19 protein-coding genes are annotated in these 22,321 nt (G+C 73.7%); 8 read left to right on the forward strand and 11 right to left on the reverse strand.

Annotated elements, in window-relative coordinates; translation table 11 throughout:
• Nucleotides 1–105: 105 nt before the first annotated feature.
• On the forward strand, nt 106–1,215 hold the full coding sequence (locus ABZ128_RS20535; protein ID WP_356850064.1) for a glutamate--cysteine ligase: 1,110 nt from the start codon (nt 106–108) through the stop codon (nt 1,213–1,215).
• A gap of 49 nt (nt 1,216–1,264) precedes the next feature.
• Here ABZ128_RS20535 and ABZ128_RS20540 read toward each other — a convergent pair whose 3' ends face one another.
• Entirely contained in the window at nt 1,265–2,863 is a 1,599-nt protein-coding gene (locus ABZ128_RS20540; protein WP_356850066.1) for a phospholipase D family protein, read from the reverse strand.
• Between the two features lie 429 nt (nt 2,864–3,292).
• On the reverse strand, nt 3,293–3,610 hold the full coding sequence (locus tag ABZ128_RS20545; protein WP_356850068.1) for a hypothetical protein: 318 nt from the start codon (nt 3,608–3,610) through the stop codon (nt 3,293–3,295).
• A gap of 101 nt (nt 3,611–3,711) precedes the next feature.
• Here ABZ128_RS20545 and ABZ128_RS20550 point away from each other — a divergent pair, with 101 nt between their 5' ends.
• Entirely contained in the window at nt 3,712–4,518 is an 807-nt protein-coding gene (locus tag ABZ128_RS20550) for a dienelactone hydrolase family protein (protein ID WP_356850069.1), read from the forward strand.
• A 15-nt stretch (nt 4,519–4,533) separates the two neighbouring features.
• Here ABZ128_RS20550 and ABZ128_RS20555 read toward each other — a convergent pair whose 3' ends face one another.
• The 7 genes from ABZ128_RS20555 to ABZ128_RS20585 form a co-directional block, all read right to left on the reverse strand.
• Nucleotides 4,534–5,388 (reverse strand): calcium-binding protein, encoded by an 855-nt coding sequence (locus ABZ128_RS20555; RefSeq protein WP_356850071.1) that lies wholly within the window; start codon nt 5,386–5,388, stop codon nt 4,534–4,536.
• 201 nt (nt 5,389–5,589) lie between these two features.
• The gene (locus tag ABZ128_RS20560) at nt 5,590–8,103 is read right to left on the reverse strand and encodes an acyl-CoA reductase (protein ID WP_356850072.1); all 2,514 of its coding nucleotides are present in this window, start codon (nt 8,101–8,103) and stop codon (nt 5,590–5,592) included.
• Entirely contained in the window at nt 8,100–9,293 is a 1,194-nt protein-coding gene (locus ABZ128_RS20565) for an acyl-protein synthase (RefSeq protein ID WP_356850074.1), read from the reverse strand. The genes ABZ128_RS20560 and ABZ128_RS20565 overlap by 4 nt, the downstream gene beginning before the upstream one ends.
• Complete coding sequence (locus tag ABZ128_RS20570; protein ID WP_356850075.1) at nt 9,290–10,426, reverse strand: GNAT family N-acetyltransferase; 1,137 nt, start codon at nt 10,424–10,426, stop codon at nt 9,290–9,292. The genes ABZ128_RS20565 and ABZ128_RS20570 overlap by 4 nt, the downstream gene beginning before the upstream one ends.
• Nucleotides 10,423–11,808, reverse strand: a complete 1,386-nt coding sequence (locus ABZ128_RS20575) for an MFS transporter (RefSeq protein WP_356850077.1) — start codon at nt 11,806–11,808, stop codon at nt 10,423–10,425. The genes ABZ128_RS20570 and ABZ128_RS20575 overlap by 4 nt, the downstream gene beginning before the upstream one ends.
• A complete protein-coding gene (locus ABZ128_RS20580; RefSeq protein ID WP_356850078.1) occupies nt 11,805–13,073 on the reverse strand; it encodes an AMP-binding protein in 1,269 nt (422 codons plus the stop codon). Before ABZ128_RS20580 ends, ABZ128_RS20575 begins: the two co-directional genes overlap by 4 nt.
• Before the next feature lie 303 nt (nt 13,074–13,376).
• The gene (locus tag ABZ128_RS20585) at nt 13,377–13,976 is read right to left on the reverse strand and encodes a hypothetical protein (RefSeq protein WP_356850080.1); all 600 of its coding nucleotides are present in this window, start codon (nt 13,974–13,976) and stop codon (nt 13,377–13,379) included.
• Between the two features lie 27 nt (nt 13,977–14,003).
• Between ABZ128_RS20585 and ABZ128_RS20590 the strand changes: the two genes are divergently transcribed.
• The 5 genes from ABZ128_RS20590 to ABZ128_RS20610 all read left to right on the forward strand — a co-directional run bounded on the left by ABZ128_RS20590 (nt 14,004) and on the right by ABZ128_RS20610 (nt 18,520).
• Nucleotides 14,004–14,195, forward strand: a complete 192-nt coding sequence (locus ABZ128_RS20590; protein WP_356850081.1) for a hypothetical protein — start codon at nt 14,004–14,006, stop codon at nt 14,193–14,195.
• Nucleotides 14,196–14,355: 160 nt separating this feature from the next.
• On the forward strand, nt 14,356–15,663 hold the full coding sequence (locus tag ABZ128_RS20595) for a flavin-dependent oxidoreductase (RefSeq protein WP_356850082.1): 1,308 nt from the start codon (nt 14,356–14,358) through the stop codon (nt 15,661–15,663).
• Nucleotides 15,660–16,697, forward strand: coding sequence for a hypothetical protein (locus ABZ128_RS20600; protein ID WP_356850084.1), 1,038 nt, complete (start codon nt 15,660–15,662; stop codon nt 16,695–16,697). The genes ABZ128_RS20595 and ABZ128_RS20600 overlap by 4 nt, the downstream gene beginning before the upstream one ends.
• A 132-nt stretch (nt 16,698–16,829) precedes the next feature.
• The gene (locus ABZ128_RS20605; RefSeq protein ID WP_356850086.1) at nt 16,830–17,849 is read left to right on the forward strand and encodes a zinc-binding alcohol dehydrogenase family protein; all 1,020 of its coding nucleotides are present in this window, start codon (nt 16,830–16,832) and stop codon (nt 17,847–17,849) included.
• 110 nt (nt 17,850–17,959) lie between these two features.
• Nucleotides 17,960–18,520 (forward strand): DUF4232 domain-containing protein, encoded by a 561-nt coding sequence (locus ABZ128_RS20610; protein WP_356850088.1) that lies wholly within the window; start codon nt 17,960–17,962, stop codon nt 18,518–18,520.
• A 111-nt stretch (nt 18,521–18,631) separates the two neighbouring features.
• Here ABZ128_RS20610 and ABZ128_RS20615 read toward each other — a convergent pair whose 3' ends face one another.
• Both ABZ128_RS20615 and ABZ128_RS20620 read right to left on the reverse strand, forming a co-directional pair.
• Complete coding sequence (locus tag ABZ128_RS20615) at nt 18,632–18,865, reverse strand: hypothetical protein (protein ID WP_356850090.1); 234 nt, start codon at nt 18,863–18,865, stop codon at nt 18,632–18,634.
• 85 nt (nt 18,866–18,950) lie between these two features.
• Entirely contained in the window at nt 18,951–21,104 is a 2,154-nt protein-coding gene (locus ABZ128_RS20620; protein ID WP_356850092.1) for a GAF domain-containing SpoIIE family protein phosphatase, read from the reverse strand.
• Nucleotides 21,105–21,299: 195 nt separating this feature from the next.
• Between ABZ128_RS20620 and ABZ128_RS20625 the strand changes: the two genes are divergently transcribed.
• A partial coding sequence (locus ABZ128_RS20625; RefSeq protein ID WP_356850094.1) for a LacI family DNA-binding transcriptional regulator occupies nt 21,300–22,321 on the forward strand: 1,022 nt, incomplete at its 3' end.

Consider the following 22,321-nt stretch of genomic DNA (forward strand, 5'->3'; position numbering starts at 1 on the left):
CCGGCGCACGGGGGCAGCCGGGGCGGCCTGCGCATGACGGCCCGGCTTCGGGGCAGAGCAGACCTGCGAGACCGGCACGGCACGGGCGAGGAAAGACGGGACTGTATGCGAAGCGTCGGCGTGGAAGAAGAACTGCTCCTGGTCAACCCGCGGACCGGTGAGCCGGCGGCGTCGGCGGGCGCGGTGCTGGCCTCCGCCCTGCTGTCCGGGGGCCGGGCCGCCGGAGCGGACGGGGAGATCCCGCTGGAGAAGGAGCTGCAGCAGGAACAGGTCGAGTTCGCGACGCGGCCCGTGACCCGGATGGGCGAACTGGCCGAGGAGCTCCGCCGGTGGCGCGCCGAGGCCGCCCGGCACGCCCAGGCGGCCGGCGTGCAGGTGGCGGCGCTCGCGACCTGCCCGCTGACCGTGGAGCCCACCCTCAGCGTCGGTGAGCGCTACCAGTGGATCGCCCGGCAGTTCGGTCTGCCGGCCCAGGAGCAGCTGACCTGCGGCTGCCATGTGCACGTGTCGGTCGATTCCGACGAGGAGGGCGTGGCCGTCCTGGACCGGATCCGGCCCTGGCTCTCCGTCCTGACCGCGCTGAGCGCCAATTCGCCGTTCTGGCAGGGGGAGGACACCGGTTACGGCAGCTACCGCAGCAGGGTCTGGAACCGGTGGCCCTCCGCGGGTCCGGTCAACCTCTTCGGCTCGGCCGCCGCGTACCACGAGCGGGTGCGGGCCATGGTGGAAACCGGCGTGCTGCGCGACAAGGGCATGATCTATTTCGATGCGCGGCTGGCCGCCCGCTACCCCACCGTCGAGATCCGCGTGGCGGACGTCTGTCTGGACGCGTCCACCACCGTGCTGGTGGCCGCCCTGGTGCGCGGCCTGGTCGACACGGCCGCGCGGGCCTGGCGGGCGGGCCAGGCCCCCGCCCCCGTCGACACGAGCCTGCTCCGGCTCGCCGCCTGGCGCGCCGCCCGGTCCGGGATCGACGGACAGCTGATCCACCCCGCCACCTTGCGCGAGGACTCGCCCGAGGCCGTCGTCTGGGCGCTGTACGACCACGTACGGGAGGCCCTCGACGAGAACGGGGACTCCGACCGCGTCAAGGCGGCCCTGGAGGAGCTCCTGCGCCGCGGCAACGGCGCCCGCGTCCAGCGGGAGCTGTTGCGCTCCACGGGCGATCTCGCCGCCGTGGTCTCCCGCTGCGCGCAGCTGACCGCCGGGGAGTGAGCCGGGCGACGAGGGGTCCGGCGGTGCGCCCGTGCCTTGCCGGCGAGGGTCAGTAGGCGTTGCGCCGGCGGAGCCCGAGCGGGCGCCCGTCCGGGTCGACGAGGACGCGGTACAGCGGCATGGCCAGTGCGCGCGCCGGACGCGACAGCCCGGGCGGGCGGTACGTACGCAGGCGGCCCGGCGGCTTCGGGCCCCGGCCGCCGCCCTCGTGCCAGGAGTCCAGCGCGGCGGCGCTCGCCGCGAAGGCCTCGAAGGCGCCCACCGGGTCGCAGAGGACCTCCGGCTCCCCGCCGTCCAGGTGTTCCCGTGCCAGTTCGAGGCGCAGCTCGCGCGCGAAGCGGCGCGCCCCGTCGCCGAGGCCGCCCGGATCGCGGGGCCTGCGCGTGTCCGGGACCTCGCCGAGGACCGCGCAGCCGAGTTCCGAATCGTGGGTCCAGGAGCGGAGGTTGATGTTGTCGGATCCGACGGAGGCCCACACGTCGTCGATCACGCACACTTTGGCGTGGACGTACACCGGAGTCCCGGACCGGTTCTCCAGCCCGTAGACCGCCACCCGTTCACCGCCCGCCCGGCGCAGCCGTTCCAGCGCGGTGACCCGCCCGACCAGGTACATCGGCAGGCTGAGCCGTCCGTCCTGCTCGGGCACGGTGGGTACGACGGCGATCAGCCTCAGGCGCGGATTGTCGCCCAGTGCCCGGGCGAAGGCGTCGACCACGTTCGGGGACCACAGGTACTGGTCCTCCACGTAGACGAGCGACCTGGCCCGCTTCAGCGCCTTGAGGTAGCCGCGGGCGATGCTGCGCTCGCCGTCGGGCGCGAAGGGGTAGCCGCGCAGCAGGCGGTTGGGGTACGTGCGCAGCACCTGCACGGTGTGGCTGCCGCACGGCGGGGGGTCGGGAAGCTGGGGCGGAAGGCCGCCCGGCCGGGTGTCCTCGTGCCGCAGGAGTTCGCGCAGCCGCAGCAGCGGGCTGCGGCTGAGGGGTGCCGGATCGTCCCAGCGCTCCCGGAACACGGCTTCGAGGTCGCCGACGGCGGGGCCGCGGACGGCCAGGTGGACGTCGTGCCAGGGCGGGCGGGGCCCGTAGGCGGTGGCCAGGGGCATCGCCTGGGGATCGCCGCGGTGGGAGGCGTCGTCGTTGCGGCTGTGGCACAGGTCGATCCCGCCCGCGTAGGCGGTGTCGAGCCCGGGGCGGCCGGGGTGGCGCAGGACGACGAGCTTTTGGTGGTGGGAGCCGCCGGGGCGCACCCGCATGTCGAGCAGGCACTCCCCGCCGGCTGCCTCGATCTCCTCGCCGAGGTGGCGGTTCTCGGTCTCGCTGAACTGGAACCGGTCCAGGTGGGAGCGCCAGACGAGCCCCTTGACGATCACGCCGCGGGCGGCGGCCTCGCACAGGACCGCGCCGATCTCCGTGCCCTCGCCGTCGAGCCGCTCGTCGGGGTCGCCGCGCCAGTCGGTGAACAGCAGGAGGTCCCCCGGGTGCAGGGCGCGGATCCCGCGGAGCAGTTCGGCGAAGTACGTCCTGCCGTGCACCAGAGGGCGTACTTCGTTGCCGCTGGACCACGCGCTTCCCCGGGGGTGGCGCCGGTCCAGCCGGGTCGCGGGGTTGCCGCGTTCACCGGTGGTGATCAGCCAGTCACTGTGCTTCACGGGCTCGGCCTCCACCCTGCGGCTACCCACTGGGCCCGTTTCATTCCCGCACGGAAGGGATGCGGGGCGGCCCGGGCGACCGGCGCGTGCCCCCGGTCCGCGGCGCACGATCCGGGCACGGGTGAGGGAGTGTCACCCTCCATGGCGACGGGGACGTTTGGGCTCGGCCCCAGCGGCCATACGCGGAGTGTCGGTGCAGTCGGCGCCCCCGCGGTCGAGGGGGGCGCCGCGCATCGAGAGCGGTGGTCCGCGCGCGGTCCCCGTCCCCCCGGGACGGCGTGCGGACACGCCGACCGGCACCACGCTGCCGTCCCGCCTCAACGGCACCCCGGTTCCCGTCCGTCTGCCTCCCCGCAGCACGCGAGCCCGGGAAAGCCCCCGGCGGCCGTTGCCCTCGCAGCGGCCCCCGGGCCCGGCGGGACGGCGGCATCAGTCGCGGGCGATGCCGGTGATGACGGGGTCTCCCAGGGGTGCGGTGTCGGCGGTGAGTCCGGCGGAGCCGAGGGCGGCCCTGGCCAGGGTGCGGGCCTTGTCCTCCGCCGATGCGGTGTCGGCCGCCTCGACTTCCAGGTGCAGGCTGAAGGCCGGCGAGTCGGGATAGAAGGACAGGATGTCCAGGTCTTCGGCCGCGCCCAGGCCGGTGCTCCTCGGGTCCGAGGGCCGCAGCGCCCGGATCAGCTCGGTGCGCCCTGCCGCGGTGAGTTCGCCGAGCAGGGTGCCGGGGATGGTGACGACGTAAACGGTCATGGTGTGCAGGTGCCCGTCCGCGCGCGAAGGAACCGTGGTAGATGTCTCGTTGAGCCGAGGGGCGACTGCCGCACCCCCCGGCCGGGAGCGAAAGAGGAGCGATGACCGCCGCCGCACCGACGTCCAGCCTCGCCGGATGGCGCCGGGCCCCGTTCACCGCCGAGGGCCTTGCGTACGACTGCTACGAGAAGGGCGACGGCCCCGGTGTGGTGCTGCTGCCGGAGCTGCCGGGCATCACGCCCGAGGTGCTGGGGCTGGCCCAGCACCTGGTGGACGAGGGATTCACCGTGGTGATGCCCTCGCTGTTCGGTACGCCGGGCAGGCCGGTCTCCCTCGCGCGGACCGCGGCGGTCTTCGCCCGCGTGTGCGTCTCGGCCGAGTTCCGGGCCTTCGCCACGAACGCCCGCCGGCCCGTCGCCGATTACCTCAGGGCCCTCGCCCGCGACCTCGCGGCCCGTACGCCCGGCGCCGGGGTCGGAGTCATCGGCCTCTGCTTCACGGGAGGCTTCGCCCTGGCCGCCGCGGTGGACGACGTGGTGCTGGCCCCGGTGATGAGCCAGCCGTCGACTCCGATAGCCCTGACCCCCGCCCGGCGCGCGGACGCCGGAGTGTCCGAGGGCGAGCTGCAGCGGGTGGCCGAGCGTACACGCAGCAGCGGGCTGTGCGTTCTGGGGCTGCGTTTCAGTGAGGACCGGCTGGCCCCGGAGGAGCGTTTCGAGACGCTCCGCGAGCGGCTCGGCAGCTCCTTCCGGGTCATCCGGCTCGACTCGGCCCCGGGCAACGGCGACGGCTTCGGCCGCCTGGCCCATGCGGTGCTGACCCTGGAGGTCCGTGACGCCCCGGGCCACCCCGCCCTGAAGGCGCGGGCGGAGGTCACCGCCTTCCTGCACGACCGGCTGGACGGCTGAGGACGCCCGGCGTCCCTACGGAACGTTGGTCGCGGTCTCGCACCGGACGGCCACGTCGGTTCCCGCCGTGCCGTCGCAGGTGTCCAGCGTGTCGTCACCGCCGTCGAGGACGTCGTTGCCGCCCTCCGCCTCGGGAGTCGGCGCAACGGGCGCGCTCTGCTGAGGGGGTGTCATCGGGGTGGGGGTGGTTGCGGCCGGGCGGGCGGGGCGCTCCTTGCGGGTGCCGTCGCCCTTTCCGTGCGCGACGTGCCCGGAGTTGCTGTCCCCGATGAGGGCGTCGGTGCCGGGACCGCCCAGGAGCACGTCCTTGCCGTGGCCGGTGGCCGTGGCTTCGGCCGAGGAGTCGCCGGTGATGCTGTCGTTGCCCGCTCCGCCGTCGATGACGTCGCTGCCGCCGCCCGAGGCGTTGACGCCGCCCCGGCTGTCGCCGATCATGGCGTCGTTGCCCTCCTCGCCGAAGAGGACGTCGTTCCCGCCTCCGGTCGCGCTGCCGCCGAAGGCCATGCTGTCGCCGCCCATGCGGTCGTCCCCGGCGCCGCCGAAGAGGACGTCGTCGCCCCCGCCGTCGGCGGCGGTGCCCGTGGTGATCAGGTCGCCGCGGATGAGGTCGTTGCCTTCGCCGCCTTCGAGCTGGTCGTTGCCCAGGCCGCCCGCGAGGGTGTCGGTCCCGGCCAGTCCGCAGATCAGGTCGTCTCCGCCGCGCCCGTCGATGATGTCGGCGCCCGCCGACCCGATGATGACGTCGTTGCCTTCGGTCCCGTTGATCGTGCCTGCCCCGGTGATGGTCGCCGCGCGTCCGAAGCAGGTGGTCCCGGGATCCGCGGCCGCTGCCGGCAGGCCGAGCGAGAGCAGCAGAGCTGCCGCCGGCAACGTGAGTGATGTTCGGGCGTGCATGGGTCCTCCGGATGTCGGTGCAGGGGGCAGCCTTGATTCGGAAGGGAACATAGGGGGCAAATCACCCATGAGCAATGACATGCCTGGATGTTGGTATGCCTTACGCTCCGTTGGCCCAGCGCGTGGCTGCGGGGCACGACGCCTCCCCCGCAGCCACGCGCAGTTCCCGGCTCGCGGCTACCGCCTCCGGTCCACCACGGCCAGCAGCTTCCCGCTCGTCGCCGTACGGGCCAGGCCGGCTCCGTCCACCGGCTCGACCGTGAAGTCGAGCAGCTTCTCCGACACGGCCGAGTGCAGCTCGGGGTAGGCGGCGAGGAAGGCCCCGCGGGCCCGCTCGGCGTCCGTCACGTGCGAGCGCTCCATGCGCAGGGTGAGGCCCTCGCGGACGGGTCCGCCGGTGAGGACGGCCTGGATCTCGCCTCCGTAGCGCAGGTGCTCCGCCGCGATCGCGACGAAGCGGCGGTAGTTCAGGAAGTACGTCGCCACGCGCATCACCTCGCCCAGCCGGCCGAGGAGTTCGAAGCGCGGGGCGCGGCTTCCGCACGGGCAGCGCCCGGGGACGGCCCGGCCGAGGTCGCCGATGACGTAGCGGTCGAGGTGCTGGCCGCGGCGGGCCCGGGTGGTGAAGACGAGCCGGCCGGTCCGACCGGGTTCCACCGGGCGGTCGGCCTCGGTCTCGACGATCTCCAGGGTGTGCAGGTCGGCGTGGAGGTGGTGGACGCTGCCGGTGCTGTGCGTGCACTGGTAGCCGAGCGGGCCGAGGTCGGTGCTGCCGTAGGTGAGGGAGCGGATGACCTCGATGCCGAAGGTCTCGGTGAGTACGCGGCGCTGCTCCTCGGTGAAGTGCTCGCCGCCGTAGAAGATCTTCCGGATGCCGCCGTAGGAGCGCAGGAGGCCGGCCTCCTCATGCAGGAGCTGCCAGAGGTAGGAGGGCATGCCGAAGAGCGTGTCGACCTCGTACGCGGTGATCATTTCGGCGGTGGCCCGGTGGTCGGAGCCGGCCGCCATCGGTATCTGGACGCCGCCCAGGCGCTCCAGGATGGAGAAGAAGCTGATGAACCCGCCGTACATGCCTCCGCAGTAGAGGAGGTTGGCGGTGCGGTCGCGCGACGGGTCGTAGCCCGCGGCGAGGAGGCCGCGGGCGGCCGCGTGCATCTGCGTGTCGTAGTCCTCGTAGCTGAAGAGCGAGAGGGCGGGCGCCGCGGTGCTGCCTCCGCTGCGGAAGTACAGCTCGGCGTCGCGGCGGTCGACCTCGCCGTTGAGGTGCTGGACGGCCGCCTTGTCCAGCAGGGGTCCGGCCGGCGGGGGGAACTGGGCCGGGCGGACGAGGTCGTCCAGGCAGGCGGTGGTGGCGAAGCGCTCGTCGGCCTGGACGGCGACGCGGCGGCTGTAGCGCTGGAGGGCGTAGACGCCGTCGTGCGGTTCGCCGGCGTAGCCGGCCGTCATGGCGCCGACCGGGGTGACCCGGGTGGCGCCCGCCGCCAGGACCAGGGCGGAGAGCTCGGCGGTGTCGGTGCGGCTGCCCGCGATCCCGGCGGTCTGGAGGTAGCGGCGCATGGGGCGCAGCGTGGCGATCAGGTCCTTGCGGGGCAGCGGCTTGACCCAGACGCTGCGGTGCAGCGGGGAGGCGGTGAGGGCCGGGCGGGTGTCGGCCATGACCCGCCAGGCGCCGTCCGGGTCGGCGAGGACCCGGGTGAGGCCAAGGTGCTCCTCCAGGCGGGCGAGGTGCTCGGTGGTGGTCAGTTCCGCGTACTCGGCCGGGTCGAGATCCTCCCCGGCGGGCGCCGGCTGTGCGGCCAGGGCGGCGGCGAGGCGGTCCGCGCAGGCGTGCAGCTCGTCGGGGTCCCGGGTGTCGAGGTAGACGACCTGGGGGCTGGAGCAGGCCTGCTGCTCGAACCGGCAGACGTCCTGGGCCAGGGAGTTCAGCACGGTCTCGTCCGCCCAGGCGTCCGGCGTGAGGTAGGCGAAGGAGATCTTGTGCCCCCACTCCACCAGGCGGCAGCCGGCCGGGACATGGGCGGCGACGCCCTCGACGGCGGCCTCGCCGCCCCAGACCGCGACGGCGTCGGCGGGCGCGCACATCAGGCGCAGCCAGTCCTGGCGGGAGGAGGGGAAGCGGAGCACGATGATGCGCTCGGCGAGGGCGCCGCTCGGGTCCTGCGCGGCCAGTTCGGCGAGGAGGTGCTGGGCGAGGAGGCCGTCGGCGCTGCTCGTCTTCAGGACGTTGACGTTGCCGGCGAGCAGTCCCTCGACCACGGTGAGCGGGGCGACGGTGGCGGCGTTGCCGGGGGCGATGTGGGCGACCAGGCCGACGGGCGCCCAGGCCTCGTACACCGTCTCCTTGGCGTCGGGCCGGTTCAGCCGCTGCGGGGCCGTGCCGCCCAGCTCGCGGCGGAGCTTGCGGGTGAGGGCGCTGCGGTCGAGGAAGGCGGCGAGCTCGGCGAAGAGTTCCCCGGCCTCCTCCCCCGGGCCCGCCGGCAGGTGCGGGGCCAGCCGCTCGCGGATGCGGTGGCCGGGGTCCCGCAGGGCCTCGGCGAGGGCGTCGCAGGCGGCCAGGAGGACGTCGGTGTCGAGGGGCGCGGCGAGGGCGGAACCGACGGCGGCGGGCAGCGTCTCCAGGCGGCGTGCGGCCTCTTCGTCGCCGATGAACGCGCCCTGCCAGTAGTGCCGGCCGGTGGTGGAGTCGGTCATGACATGCCCTTCATCAGTTCGGCGGCGGCCACGGCACAGCTGCGGTTGCGGCTGACGCCGGCGCGGCCGTGGATCGTGAACCACGGGGTGCCCAGCTCGCAGCCGCACTCCTCGCCCGGGTGGAGGGAGGCGAGGTCGCCCATGACGACGCTCTGCGCGGGAACGGAGGTGATGTACGGGGACACCAGGTGCAGGTAGCCGCGCTCGCCGTACGGGAGGGGTTCGAGGGTGCGGGTGGAACGGACGAAGACGCGGGACCAGACGGGCGCGTGGAGGTTGTGGTGCGCGCACTCGATGTACGGGATGCAGTGCTCGACGGAGCCGAAGGTGTCGCGGATCCGCTCGGAGGGGATGCCCAGCTGCTCGGTGACGCGTGCGTACAGCTCGTGCTTGCCGATCTGCCGGTCCGTGTGGCCCTTCCAGCCGCCGCCGAGGATGATCAGCGAGCCTTCCGGGAGCCGCAGCGGAGGCAGGCCCATGGCGCGCATCCGCTCCAGGGTGAACCAGAGGAACGCGGGGAAGCCGAGGATGCGTACGGGGGCGTCGTCCTCGGCGAAGCGGCGCAGTGCGGCGATACAGCCGAAGGGGTCGAACTCGTGCCCGCTGCCGGTGTGGCGCAGGGCGTACTCGACCGTGCGGGCCGGGGCGAAGTCGCACAGGTAGTTGTCGGTGAACGAGGTGCCCAGTTTGAGGTCGCGGGCGGGTTCGTAGCTGTAGAGCAGGTAGTTGACGGGCTGGTCGGGGGTGATCCAGCCGTTGTGGTCGAAGATGCGGGCCACCATGCGCTGGGCGGAGCGGATGGTCCATTCGTCGAAGAACATCTGCGACTTCTGTCCGGTGGTGCCGGAGGAGGTCAGGTGGAGGTGGACGTCGTCCGCGGGTATGGAGAGGACTTCGTGGCGCTTGAAGAAGTTGGCGTGCACCAGGGGCGCGCCGTACCGGGAATCGGGCCGCTCGGCGTCGTACAGGCTCCGGAAGAACGGGGACCGGTCGCGGTGCCAGGCGTTGATCTCCGCCATGGCGGCGGTGAACAGCTCCTCCTCGGCCGGACCCGAGGTGTAGGGCGCCGTCAGGTCGCACAGCTGCTGCACCCGGGCGAGGGCGTGGGGGTCGGGGACGTCGACCGGGGCGAGATGGGGATTCGAAGGGGTCGCGGTGCTCGCGGTGTTCGCGGTGTTCGCTGGGGTCACGGGGCAACCTCACGTGAGGGCAGGTGTGTCGACGCCCAGGCCGACACATAGGAATCGAGGAAGGGCTGGAGCGGCGGGTCGACGACGACGCCGCGGAAGTCGATGTGCTCGGTGGTGCGGGACATCACCACGTAGTCGTGGAAGCCGTCCCCGTCCCGGCGCATGGCCGGGTAGAGGGCTCCTGCGATGAAGCCCTCGGCGGCGAACGCGGAGAGCCCGGCATGGTGTTCGAGGGGTACGAGGGCTTCGACGTAGCCGGCGCCCGCCCGGGTGAGGGTCCGGGTGACCTGCTCCAGCCGGCCTGCGGCGGCCGCGGGTTCGGGGTGGGCGGTGACCAGGGCGCAGTACCCGCCGGTGCGGTTGAGGTAGGCGTACACCTCGAAACTGCCGTCCTCTGGGGTGAGCAGGATGTTCGGGGTGTGCAGCGGGTAGAACCAGCGGCCCGGGTCGGGGAAGTGCTCCTGGAAGCGGCGGCGGACGAACGCAGGTGCCTCGATCATCTCCAGCGGTCGCGGCGCGGGCCCGGCGGGCGTCGGCTGCGGCGCCGTCGGGCGGGTGCCCGCGTAGCTGATGCCGAGGCTCGCCCCGGCCGTACGCAGGAGCGGCATCAGGGAGGCGGGCACCTCGTCGACGGGGACGCGGCGGTCCAGCACCCCCGGTGCGTGACGCGCGTAGAGTGCGAGGCTTTCGCGGCTGCTGAGCTCCACGGCATTGGGCAGGATGCCGAGGGGGCGGAAGCCGTTGCGGGCCACGACGCGCTGGGGGCCGGCGCTGACCGTGCGGACGGTGGCGTACACCGAGTCGAGGGTTCCGGTGTCCAGGGTCGCGGCGCACAGTGCCTCGGTGAGCTGACCGGCGCACCCCGATCCGCGCTGGTCCGGGTGGACGGCGAGCCCTTCGAGGCGGCCGACGCGGCTGCCGGGCTCGCTGTGCACGGCGGCCGATCCGGCGAGGGCGCCGGTGCGCGGGCAGCGGGTGACGAGCCAGAGGGTGTGCGGGTCCTGGATGAGCCGGGACATCTCGGCGGGGTCGGTGCCGAGCGCGGTGGGGTAGTGCGGCCCGTAGACGGCGTAGTAGAGCTGGCGGAGCTCGGCTATGTCGGCCGGGGTGGCCTGCTCGATCAGGGCGGTCATCGGGTGCCTCCCGCGGCGGGTCCGGCGCTCTCGGCCCGGGTCTCGGCCTCTGTCACGGCCCCGGCCCGGCTCGTTGCGCCGGCGGTGTCCGCTCCGGCTGCGCCGGGGCGCTCCGGCAGCAGGGCCAGGGCGAGGGCGGCGGGGACCAGTCCGGCCGCCTGGACCAGGCACAGCGTCCGGGCGGAGAGGTGGTCGCCCAGCACCCCGAAGAGCAGCGAGGCGACCGGGAAGGTGGCGCCGAGCACGGCCTGCATGACGGCGAAGAAGGCGGGCTTGTCGGCAGCGGGCACCAGCCGCTGGAAGAGGGCCACGAAACGCACCCCGATCACCCCGACGCACCACCCGGCCACCAGCAGGGAGCCGGCGAGGACGGGCCGCGCCGGGACCAGGCCCGGAAGGGCGAGTGCGAGGGCCATCAGGCCCAGGCAGGCGGAGCCGACCGCACCGGGCCGGCCGGGCACCCGTGCGCCGGTGAAGGAGCCGATCAGCGTGCCTGCGCCGAGCGATGCCTCCAGGAGGGTGACCGTGGCGCCGCCGCCGTGCAGCACCGAGGCGGTGTACAGCGGCATGACGACGAAGACGGCCGTGGTGAAGAGGTTGGCCGCGGTGAAGCAGAGCAGGACGGCGCGGACGTACGGCAGCGCACCCAGGAGCCGGCGCAGCGTCCGCCGCGGGACACCGCCGCCCTCCGGGGCCGCGGCTGCCCCGGCGGCAGCGGGCTCGGCGGAAGCGGCGGCAGCGGGCGCTGCGGCAGCGGCGGCGCCGGCCGTGCCGTGGAAGCGTACGGTCGCCACCAGCACGGCGGCCGCGGCGTAGGCGGCGGTGCAGCCGGCGGCGAGGCCGGCCATCCCGGCCCCGTCCACGACGAGGGCGCCGAGCATGGCTCCGCCGAGGCCGGCCAGCGACTGGGTGGACAGCTCGAAGCCGGTCGCGGCCTCGATGTCCTCGTCGTCGACGAGCTCGGGCACGGAGGTGGTCAGGCACGGGTCGAAGAAGGCCTGGCAGGTCGCCAGGGCGAGTCCTCCCGCGTAGGCCGCGGCGACGGGCAGGTCGCTCACGCCGGCCCAGCCGGCGAGCGCCGCGGCGGCGGCTCCCGCACCTGCGGCCGCGGCGCGGAGCAGTGCACGGTGGGAGAAGCGGGCGATGGCGCGGGCGATGACGGGGGCCAGGGCCACGGCGGGCAGCGTGCTCACGGCCATGAACAGCCCGGCCGCGGACCCGCCGTCGCCGGAGGCCGCGTAGGCGATGAGCCACCAGGAGGCACCGACCTGGAACATGCGCATGCCGGCCTGGGTGAGCACCTGGGCCAGCCATACGGTCCCGAACGTGCGGTTGCGCAGGACGAGGGGTGTCCGGCGGGCGGGGGCCATCGCGGCGGTCATGCGGTCGGCCTCTCGTCGAGGACGCGGACGAGTTTGCCGGAGCGGGAGTTGACCGCCAGGTCGCGGTGGCGGGCCCACTCGACGCGGAGCGGGTGGACGAACCCCGCTGCCACGCTCTCGGGGTAGAGCGGCCGGGCGGTGTTCAGCCCGGTGACGACCTGCCCGGCGAGGGCGTCCAGCTCGGCGGGGGTCCGGCCGGGGCCGGTGGCCAGGCGCAGCACGAGGCCGTCGCGGCCTTCCCAGCGGCGGACGACGAGCTGCATGCCGGTGACGCGGCCCTCGGCATCGGCTTCGGCGACGGCGTTCGTGGCGTCCTGCCAGTGCAGGGAGACGGGGCCGACGCGTACGCCTTCCTCGGCGCGGCCGAGGATGCGGAAGGGGCCGCCCTCGGCGGCGGTCCACTCCGCCCGGTCACCGGCGGGGTAGCGGATGACCGGCATCAGGCGGCGGAACAGCTGGGTGACGACGACGCGCCCCGGCCGTCCCGCCTCGCGTATCGGCTCGCCGGTCGTCTCGTCGAGGATCTCGACGACGGTGTGCGGGGTGAAGGGGCGGTGGGTGCGCGGGTCGGGGCCGGGTACCGGCCTGCCGAGCAGGCCCCCGTCCACGCTGGCGTAACCGAGCGAGCGGGGCACGGCGTTGGGGAAGGCGGTCTTGAGGAGGCGGCGCTGGTCGGCGAAGAGGGCCTCGCCGCCGAACAACAGCAGCTCGACGTACGGCAGGTGCCGGTCCTGGGAGACCAGGTGCTCGGCGAGGCGGCACAGGGTGGTGGGAGTGCCCGCGACGACCTGTGCCGTGAAGTCCTCCAGGGTGGCGACCACCGACTCGGGCGCGGCTGCGCCGCCGATGGGGAGCCGGACGTTGGCGAGGGGGGCGTGGGCGAGGGAGTCGAGGATGAACAGGAAGCTGGCGTAGAGCTCGCCGGCGTAGAAGAGGTCGGCGACCCGGTGGCCGGGCCGAAGGCCCGCGTCGGTGAACCCGGTGCCGAAGGCGGTGACGAACTCCTGCCATTCCTCACGGGTGTAGTACGAGAACCGCGGCGTGCCGGTGGTGCCTCCCGTCTTGAAGACGACGGCTTCGGTGAGGGGGGCGGTCAGGACGCGGTTGTCCCGGAGGGTGTTGGCGGCCCAGAAGGCGCTCTGATCCACCACGGGAAGGTCGGTGATCCGCGTCACCTCGGCCGGCAGACCGGCGTAGAGGCCGGCATAGAAAGGGGAGTTGTCACGGGCGAAACGCACGAGGTCTGAGAACTGCTGGACGGGCATGCTGCCTTTACCTGAAAGATGAAAGTTGAAATAGACGGGACGCAGACGAGGGGCCCCACTCAACCGTGCGCCCGATGCGCACAGTTGGCGGGCCGGTCACAAGCTGATGCCCATTCACATGATGGAACACGGGGAACGCAGCACCAAATCGAACGGGCTCTCCCGGCCACAGAGGGCGCCCTTCCGGCCTGCGGGGCCCGAAACCGCGTCGGCGGCCGAAATCCGCGGTCCGCGCACGAAGACGGGCTCCCCGCCTCGCGGGAAAGCACGCGGAGGCGGGGAGCCCGGGAAGACGGGCCGTGGTCAGCCTTCGAAGACCGGTACGGGAGGAGCGGGCCGGCCGGCGGACGGCGCGAGGGCCGCGTCTGCGTCCGCGTGGTTCGCCTTGAGCACGGCGTAGGCACGGGAGAGGGCCTGGGTCCGCACCGGCCTGCGCGCGGCGAGCGCGGTCAGGTCGCCCGCGCACTGGAGTTCCCACCGCGGGAAGCGGCGGCGGGCCCTGGCCATGGGGGCGCTCGGGGCGAAGTACAGCATGGTGGTGTTCTCGTGCGGGTTGTGCGCCGAGCCCTCGTAGACCATCCGGCCGGAGGTCTCCAGCCGGTCCGCCAGCCGGGCCAGGGTGCCCGCCTCCGGCCGGTCCATGAACAGGCCGACGTGGTTCTCGAAGCCGTGGACGCGCTCCTGCGTGCCGACGTCCTCCTCGTAGCCGGGGCTCGACCGCGGGAAGAGGAAGACCTCGACCTCGGGTGCCGGGCCGGCCGTGACCCGCAGCCGCGTCACCCGTATGTCCGCCTCGTCAGGGAGCCCGTACCGTTCCACCAGACGGCGCTTCACCAGAACGCTCGGTATCGTCGCCGAGGCGGTCCAGCCATTTTCCTCGAAGTACTCCAGAGCGGATTCCACCGTTTCCGGAAACACCAGTGTGGCGCAATGGGAAACAATGCACCTGCTCTCTATTTCCCGTTTGAGGCCGTCGGGTATCCAGGGCGGCAGGAGGGCGTCGAGGGATTTTCTGGAGGCGTGGTGGGCGTAGTCAACAGCATGCTGGAGGCGCTGGACGTCGCAGGGTTCGAACGTCACATCATGCATGTCGCAGCCTTTCTGTTGTCGACACCCGATTAAAGCCACGTCACTCGTGAGGGTGCACTCGGCCATAGCCTGATCGGGTGAACAAGGGCCGGCCCGGGCACGGGGACGCGTCACCGCTGCGGTTGTGCTCCCGGGTGAACCGCCGCATTTTTGTGGAGGGGTTTGTGGAGGGGGCTTTCCAGGAGGGCAGAGCATGTCCCCGTACCGCAGAAGGAATGCACCGCGCATCCTGATCGCCGGCGCCGGAATCGGCGGGCTGACCACGGCTTTGAGTCTGCACGCGGCCGGACTGGACGACGTGCGGATCGTGGAGTCCTGCCCGCAGCTGCGCGCTGTCGGTGCGGGGATCAATCTGCAGCCCGCCGCGGTCCGGGAGCTGAGCGAGCTCGGCCTGGCGGACGCGCTCGACAGGACCGCCGTGGCCACCTCCACGCTGGAGTACCACCACCGCTACGGCGGCCTGATCTGGTCGGAGCCGCGCGGGCGCGCCGCCGGCTACAACTGGCCGCAGTACTCGGTGCACCGGGCGCACCTGCAGGAACTGCTGCTGGCGGCGGTCCGGGAGCGGCTCGGTCCCCGGGCCCTCGTCACCGGATGCCGCCTGGTCCGCTACGAGCAGCACCGCCGGCGGGGCCGGCACACCGTGACGGCGTACACCGCCGGCCAGACCGGTCGGTTCGACTGCGACCTGCTCATCGGTGCGGACGGCATCAACTCGGCCGTACGGGCGGCCATGTATCCGCACGAGGGACCGCCGCTGTGGAACGGTATCCGCATGTGGCGGGGGCTGACCGAGGGCCGTCCCTTCCTCGACGGCCGCACGATGGTCATCATCGGCTGCAACGCCCGGGTGAAGGCGGTGGTCTATCCGGTCACCTGCCCGGGCGCGGACGGCCGGTGCCTGCTCAACTGGGTGGTGGAGAGCCGTATCGAGGGCGCCGAGGGCACTGCGCTCGTCCCGGACGGCCCGGCCGTCGGCGCCGAAGCCGACTGCACCGCACCGCCGGAGGAGGTGCTGGCGCACCTGGACGGCTGGCGCTGCGAGTTCCTCGACCTCCACGCCGTCGTCGCCGGTGCGCCCCGGATCGGCCAGTACCCGATGATCGACCGCGACCCGCTGCCCTCCTGGACGGACGGCCGCGCCGTCCTGATCGGTGATGCGGCCCACCCCCTGTACCCGACTGGATCCAACGGCGCCTCGCAGGCCGTCGTCGACGGCCGGGTGCTGGCGTATGCGCTCGCCCGCCACGGGGTGGACGAGGCCCTGGCGCGCTACGAGGCGGACCGCCGCCCGCAGACCACACGGCTGCTCGCCGCGCACCGCCGCCTGGAGCCCGACCCGGTGCTCCGCCAGGTGGAGGCCCTCGCACCCCGCGGTTTCGAGGACATCCGCCACGTCCTGCCGGAGGACCGGCTGGCCGGTATCCGGTCCTGCACCCGCCAGGTGACGGGAGTGGACGCCGAAGCGCTCAACGCACGTTCCTCATGGAGCCCGGCATGAAGGGCACGAACGGCATGGACAGCTCGAACGGCACGAACGGCAGACGCCTCCTGCGCAGCTCCCGCAGCCGTCCGGCTGCCGCCGTCGCACTGGCCTCGGCCGCCCTGCTGGCAGCCCTGCTGCCGTCGCTCGGGCAGCCTCGGGACACCTCGCCGCCCTCCGGCTCCGCGGGGCGGACCGCGGGCTGTGACGAGCGGACCGGCACTGCGGCCTGCTCCCTGTACGGGCCCGCCGCCCGGATCGGCAACGGCACGGTCAGGACGTACAGCACGTACGAGGGCGGGGTGCCCCAGGCGTTGGGGATCTCGCTCACCGCCCCGGCCCTCACCGGACTGCCCACCCCGCCCACCGACGGCAAGCACTGCTACGACGCCGATGCCGACGGCAGCCGTGACCCCGTCCACGAGTGCGTGGGCGGCCACAGCCGCGAACTCGCCCTGCCCGCCGCCCCGCCCGTCTCGGCCGGGCCCGGCCTGCCCTTCCAGTGGGCGCTGTTCAACTGGAACCCGTACGGCCACAATCCGCACGGCCGCTATGACGTCCCCCACTTCGACGTGCACTTCTACCTCGTTCCCGAGGAGGTCCGGACGGGCATCAGGACCGGGAGCTGCGCCCTGCTCATCGCCTGCGACCAACTGGCCGCGGCCGCCAAGCCCGTCCCGGACGCCTACCTGCCGGCGGGCTACCCGGCGAGCAGCCCGCAGACCGCCGAAGGAGCCATGGGCGCGCACCTGGACAGCCGTCCTCCGTCCACCGGCACGCTCAGCGGCCAGACCCTCATCTACGGCGCGTACGCGGGCGAGCTCGTCTTCATCGAGCCGATGCTCACGAAGGCCTTCCTCGAACGGCAGCGCACCGTTCCCGGGCACCGCACCTGCGAACCGGTTCCCCAGCCGGCCGCCTGGCGGACGCCCGGCTGGTATCCCACCCGGTACTGCACGGCCTACCGGCCCGACCGGGGCGACTACACGGTCTCCCTCACGGACTTCGTCCCCTCGGCCGGGGCCCGCCCCCTGGTTGCCGCCGCCCCGTGAGGGTCCGCGGCAGGCTGCGGAGTGCCGGTGCGGACGCCGCTCGCCCGCGTGGCGCAGCCGCCGCACCCGGCGGGCAGCCGTCACAATCGGGCTGTCCGTCACGCAGTCTTATCACCCATTTGGGGGTAGTTCGTGTACGCAGCCGTGGTCCACGCCCTGGGAGAGCCGCCCCGCTACGAGTCCGTGCCCGAGCCCGTCCCGGCGGCCGACGAAGTGGTCGTGGAGATGCTGGCGGCCGCGCTGTACCCGCTGGTCCGCTCGTTCGCGTCGGGCGGGCACTACACGGGTGGTGACGCGCTGCCGCTGGTCCCGGGGTTCGACGGGGTGGGCCGGACCGCGGAGGGCAAGCTGGTCTACGTCCCGGGGATGGAGCCTCCGCACGGCACGATGGCCGAGCGGATCGCCGTACCGCGTGCCGCGCTCATGCCCGTACCGGAGGGACTCGATCCGGTCGCTGTCGCGGCGGCCATGAACCCCGCGTCCTCCGCCTGGATCGCCCTGCGCGAGCGGGCCCGCCTGCGGACGGGAGAGTCGGTCCTGGTCCTCGGCGCCACGGGCAACGCCGGGCGGGCCGCGGTGCAGCTGGCGCTGGACCTGGGGGCCGGCCACGTGGTGGCGGCCGGACGGGATCCGCACGGACTGGAGGCCGTGACACGGCTGGGCGCACACCGGACGGTGGCGCTGGACGGCTCCGACGAGGAGATCGCGACGGTCTTCGGTGCGGCGGCGGCCGATGCCGACATCGTGCTGGACTACCTGTGGGACCGGCCCGCACAGCTGGCGGCCGACGGAATCCTCCGTCGGCGTGCCGACCTCACCCGGACCCTGCGGTGGGTGCAGGTCGGCTCCGCGGCCGGACCCGACATGACCCTGCCGTCGGCCTGGCTGCGCAAGGCCGACGTGCTCGTCAGCGGAAGCGGTCTCGGCTCGATCTCGCTCGCGCGGCGCAATGCCGCCCTGCGGGAACTCCTGGCGCGGCTGCCCGCGTTGACGCCGGCCACGGAGATCGTGCGGGTGCCGTTGGCCGATGTGGAAGGCGCCTGGGAGTCCGCGGTGCGCTCGGGCTCCCGGATCGTGTTCGTCCCCGCCGGAGGTGACGAAGACCCCGGGGCGTCGGAAGCCCTCAGCGATCGCGAACCGGCCCGCCCCTGACCCGGTCGAAGGCGTGCCCTCGCAGGTCAGCGCGGTGCGGAGGCCGATGAGCCGGGTTGGTGCGAGCCTGGACGAGGGCTCGGGGCGCCGTCGACCGTGGAGGGCCGTCCATGAACTGCACACCGAGAAGTGCCCTGACCAGGATCTCGTCCGTCGTGCTGGTGGCGGGCCTCGTGGCGGGAGCGGTCCTGACGGGAGCCGGTTCGGGGGCCGCCGCGGCAGGCAGCCCGTCGCTGCGCGCCGCTCCGGCCGCCCGGTGTACGGGCGACCAGGCCGTCGCGACCGGCGCCCACCGGACCGTGACGAGCCAGGTGGTGATCACGGTGGTCAACAAGGGCCGGAAGCCGTGCGTGCTGACGGGTTTCCCCACCGTCGCCCTCGCGGGTCTGGGCTCACCGGCCAAGAACCGGCCTCTCCTCGTCGTCCGCCAGGGCAAGGCGGCGCCCGTGCAGTTGGCGGTGGGCGGCCGGGCCTCGACGCGGCTCTCCTTCACACCGGTTCTCGGTGAGGCGGACGGGTACTGCGCCTCCGGCGCCACACCGACCGTGGCCCCCACGCTCGTGGTGGGCGTCGCGGGCACGCAGAACCAGCTGGCGCCCGACGACGGGGGCGAGTTCGCACTCTGCGGCACCAGCGTCCGGGCCACCGCCTTCCGCGCGGGCGGTTCCTGACGCCGGGTCCGCCCTGCTCCCCCGCGCCGGTTGTCCCCGGCGTCCCGCCCGGCGCTGTCGGCCGGGCGGGACGGCGGGGCGGTGACCGCCGGCGTACGGCACGTGCAGCGGTCAGTGCACGGCCCAGGTGTACTTGCCCCCGCCCTCCCAGCGGATGACCGACGGATCGTCGAGATCGGGGTGGGCGATGCCGATGGAGATGAGCAGGCGGACCACGTCGATCACGTCATGGGCCCGGCCCAGCACGTCGCCCTCGGTCTGCACGATCCGAAACGGCGGGCTGCCCGGGTAGACGGGGGACACCACCACCCGTGAATAGGTACCACCGGCTCCAGACTCAGTCATCACCAGGCTCCTCACTGCACGACGCCGTGCTCGGTTCCATGCTCCGCAATGACGCGCGACCCCGCTGCTCGGCCGCTGCGGCCGGTCACGCCCCCGGGGGGCCGTGCGGCTCGGGTGGGGGCTGCGCACGCAGCAGGAGCAGGGCGATGTCGTCGGTGCGGGGTGCGCTCCGCCGGGAGTGGCGGATGAGGTCGTCGGCCAGCGCGTCCAGGGGCTCGTCCCGGCGGGCCCTGCCGATGCGGTCGGCCACGGCGCGGATGGAGTCCTCAAGGTCCTCGCCGGGGACTTCGACGAGACCGTCGGTGTAGAAGGCGAGGAGCGTGGCGGGGGTGAACGGGATTTCGACGGCGGTGTAGGCGGCGCCGGGGTCGATGCCGAGGAGCAGACCGGGCGGCAGGTCCAGCATCGCGGAGGTGCCGTCGGGGCGGCGCAGCACCGGTGGCGGGTGCCCGGCGGAGGCCAGGTGGGCGGTCCGCCGCGCGAGGTCGATGTGCGCGTACAGGCAGCTCGTGAAGAGCCCCGGTTCGAGGTCGGTCACCAGGCGGTTGGTGCGGGCCAGGACCTCTGCGGGCGGTGCCCCGGCGGTGGCGTGGACGGCGGTGCGGACCTGTCCCATGAGGGCGGCCGCCGTGACGTTGTGCCCCTGGACGTCGCCGATGGCGGCGGCGACGGTGGTGTCGTCGATGCGGATGAGGTCGTAGAAGTCTCCGCCGATGTCGAGGCCGTGCGCCGCGGGCAGGTAGCGCGCCGCGACGTCCAGGTGGCCGACGCGGGGCAGTTCGTGCGGGAGGAGGCCGGTCTGCAGGCTGTGGGCGAGCTGGTGCGTGGAGTCGTAGAGGCGGGCGCGGTCCAGGGCCTGGGCGATGAGCCCGGCGATGGAGCTCAGGACGGCGCGCTCGCCGGGGGCGAAGGGGTGGGGGCGCGCGTAGGCGAGGACGAGAGAGCCCACGGGGCGGTTGGAGGCGATCAGCGGCAGGAAGGTCCATGCGGACATCCCGTCCTGGATGACCGCCTCGGGATAGGAGGCCAGCAGTTCCTCCGGACTCGCGAAGAACAGGGGGGTGCCGGTGCGCAGGACCTCGGTGGTGGCGGTGTCGGTGGTGAGGGGCGCCCCGTCGAACCGGGCCATGAGTTCGGCGGTGTAGCCGCGGAATCCGACGATCCGCAGGCGGTGCTCCTCGACCACGAGCAGGGCCATGGCCTCGGCTCCCAGGGCGGGGACGAGCTGGTCGGCGGCCTTGTCCACGACGTCCCGCGCGTGGGCCGTCTCGGTGAGGGTGGCCGCCAGGTGCATGAGCTGGTAGAGGGCGGTGGCCCGGCTGGGCGCCGACGGCGGGTGGACCGGTGCGGGCGCGGCGTGGGTGGTGGGGGTGATGCGGACGCTGATGCCCGTGTCGTCGGGGTACAGAGCGAAGTGCAGGTGCCGTCCGCTGGGGTGCGCGGCGGTGAAGCTGCGGGGCAGGCGGCTGATGGCCGCGCCCCGGTAGTGGTCCTCGATGGTGGGGGTGTCCATCCAGGGGAGCGCTTCCCAGGGCAGGGCTCCGCGCAGGTGGGACACGGACGCGCCCAGGAGGTCGGCGGCTTCCGGGGTGATGAAGGTGACCTTGCCGTTCAGGTCCAGCGCACAGTTTCCCCCTGGCAGGCGCCGGATGAAGGCCAGGGCGGCGGCCGCCTCCACCGGCCCAGGGGTGGGCGGGGGCAGGGGGCGCAGGATGACGGGCCGCGCAGCGGGCCGCACCGGCCGGCCGTCGTCCGTGGCCCGGCGCAGGATGCGGCCGAGGGTGCGGCTGAGGGCCCCCAGGGCCTGCCGTTCCCGTTGGCCCAGCTGGGGGCCGTGCGAGCCCGGCCACAGGAGGACGATGCCCGGCCCGGCCCGTGGGGGACGCTCGGCCGGGTGCGCGGGGACGGGAACGGCCGCGAGGGCGAAGTCGTAGGGCAGGACCAGACCCAGCCGCGGGAAGCGGGCCGCCGTGTCCTCCTGCCCGCTCAGCCACACGAGGCGCTGTTCACGGACCGCGTCGGCGATCGGAATGGGGTCGTCCAGTCCGACGCGGGACCAGGGGGCGGCGAACTCGTGGGACAGTCCGGTGGCGAGTGCCAGATGGAGCACGTCCTCCGCCGGACCGCCGGGCAGGTAGAGCATGCCGATGGACGCCCCGGCCTCGGCGCAGCCCTGCACCAGCGACTCCCCCAGCGCCTGCTGAGCCGCCCCCTGCTCGCGCCACGCAACATTCCGCACACCACCATGGTGTCCCCACCCCATCGCCGCCGCAGGGCCGCCCGGCGAGTGAGCCGAAGGAGCGCGCCGGGGGGGGGCCCCGGACGGGGTACGGGGGAACCGAGCCGGGAAAGGGAGGGCGTCTTCCGGCGGGGGCGGGCGGTCGGGGAAGATGCGGGGGTCATTCCCGTTGCAGTCCGAGGAGCGTTGCCGCAGATGTCCGCCTCCGGTTCCGGTTCCCGGCCGCCCACGATCGCCGATGTCGCCCAGGCCGCCTCGGTGTCGCGGACCACCGTCTCACACGCCTTGAACGGGATCGGGAAGGTCGATCCCCGGACGCGGGAGCGCATCAAGGCGATCGCCGCCGAGCTCGGGTACCGGCCCAATCTGCGCGCGCAGCGGCTGCGGCGGGGCGAGGCGAAGGCCATCGCCCTGGCGTCGTCGATGCCCTTCGCCGTCGCGGGCGGCCCTTCCCGGCTCGGGTTCTACATGGAGGTGGCCGCCGCGGCGGCCGAGCGGGCCCTGCTGCACGGTTACGCGCTGGTCCTCGTACCGCCGGTCCGGTCGGGCTCACCGCTGTACTCGGTGGACATCGACGGCGCGATCGTGGTGGAGCCCGAGACGGACGACGTGGCGATCGCACAGCTGCGCGAGCGGGGGCTCCCCTACGTGGCGCTGGGCCGCCCGGTGGCGCCGGGGGACGAGGCGCCGTACGTGGACCTGCGCGGGGTCGAGGTGGCCGAACTGCTCCTCGGCCACCTGCGCGAGCAGGGGGCGCGCCGGCCGGCGCTGATCGTCGGAGCCGGGTCCCGCCATTCGGGTGTCGACGCGCGGGACGTGTTCGAGCGCGCCGCGGCCCGGCACGGCTGGGCCCCGCTGGTGGCGAGTGCCCCGGAGGAGGGCGGTGAGCAGGCCGGGTACGACAGCTGCGCGGCCCTGCTGGCCGAGCACCCGGGTATCGACGCCGTCTGCGCGCTCGTGGACACCTTCGCGGTGGGCGCCGTGCGGGCGATCCTCGACAGCGGCCGGCGGATCCCGCAGGACGTCCTGGTGGTCACGCGGTACGACGGTCTGCGGGCGCGGACCTGCCAGCCGCCGCTGACCTCCGTCGACCTGCACCTGGACCGTGCCGCGTCCGAGGCCGTGGAACTGTTGCTCGGCCGGCTGCGGGGCTCGGGCGCCGCGGCCGCGGCTCCCGTGGTCGGCGGGCGCGACCAGAACGTCGCGTCGATGTTCGC

The sequence above is a fragment of the Streptomyces sp. NPDC006326 genome, assembly GCF_040612915.1.
Taxonomy (GTDB): Bacteria; Actinomycetota; Actinomycetes; order Streptomycetales; family Streptomycetaceae; genus Streptomyces.

Excerpts from the sequence above, each read along its gene's own strand:
- ABZ128_RS20580 (WP_356850078.1), bottom strand. The coding sequence starts at position 13,073 with ATGCCCGTCCAGCAGTTCTCAGACCTCGTGCGTTTCGCCCGTGACAAC.
- ABZ128_RS20595 (WP_356850082.1), top strand. The coding sequence starts at position 14,356 with ATGTCCCCGTACCGCAGAAGGAATGCACCGCGCATCCTGATCGCCGGC.
- ABZ128_RS20610 (WP_356850088.1), top strand. The coding sequence starts at position 17,960 with ATGAACTGCACACCGAGAAGTGCCCTGACCAGGATCTCGTCCGTCGTG.
- ABZ128_RS20535 (WP_356850064.1), top strand. The coding sequence starts at position 106 with ATGCGAAGCGTCGGCGTGGAAGAAGAACTGCTCCTGGTCAACCCGCGG.
- ABZ128_RS20560 (WP_356850072.1), bottom strand. The coding sequence starts at position 8,103 with ATGACCGACTCCACCACCGGCCGGCACTACTGGCAGGGCGCGTTCATC.
- ABZ128_RS20600 (WP_356850084.1), top strand. The coding sequence starts at position 15,660 with ATGAAGGGCACGAACGGCATGGACAGCTCGAACGGCACGAACGGCAGA.
- ABZ128_RS20615 (WP_356850090.1), bottom strand. The coding sequence starts at position 18,865 with ATGACTGAGTCTGGAGCCGGTGGTACCTATTCACGGGTGGTGGTGTCC.
- ABZ128_RS20575 (WP_356850077.1), bottom strand. The coding sequence starts at position 11,808 with ATGACCGCCGCGATGGCCCCCGCCCGCCGGACACCCCTCGTCCTGCGC.
- ABZ128_RS20550 (WP_356850069.1), top strand. The coding sequence starts at position 3,712 with ATGACCGCCGCCGCACCGACGTCCAGCCTCGCCGGATGGCGCCGGGCC.
- ABZ128_RS20590 (WP_356850081.1), top strand. The coding sequence starts at position 14,004 with ATGGGAAACAATGCACCTGCTCTCTATTTCCCGTTTGAGGCCGTCGGG.
- ABZ128_RS20570 (WP_356850075.1), bottom strand. The coding sequence starts at position 10,426 with ATGACCGCCCTGATCGAGCAGGCCACCCCGGCCGACATAGCCGAGCTC.
- ABZ128_RS20545 (WP_356850068.1), bottom strand. The coding sequence starts at position 3,610 with ATGACCGTTTACGTCGTCACCATCCCCGGCACCCTGCTCGGCGAACTC.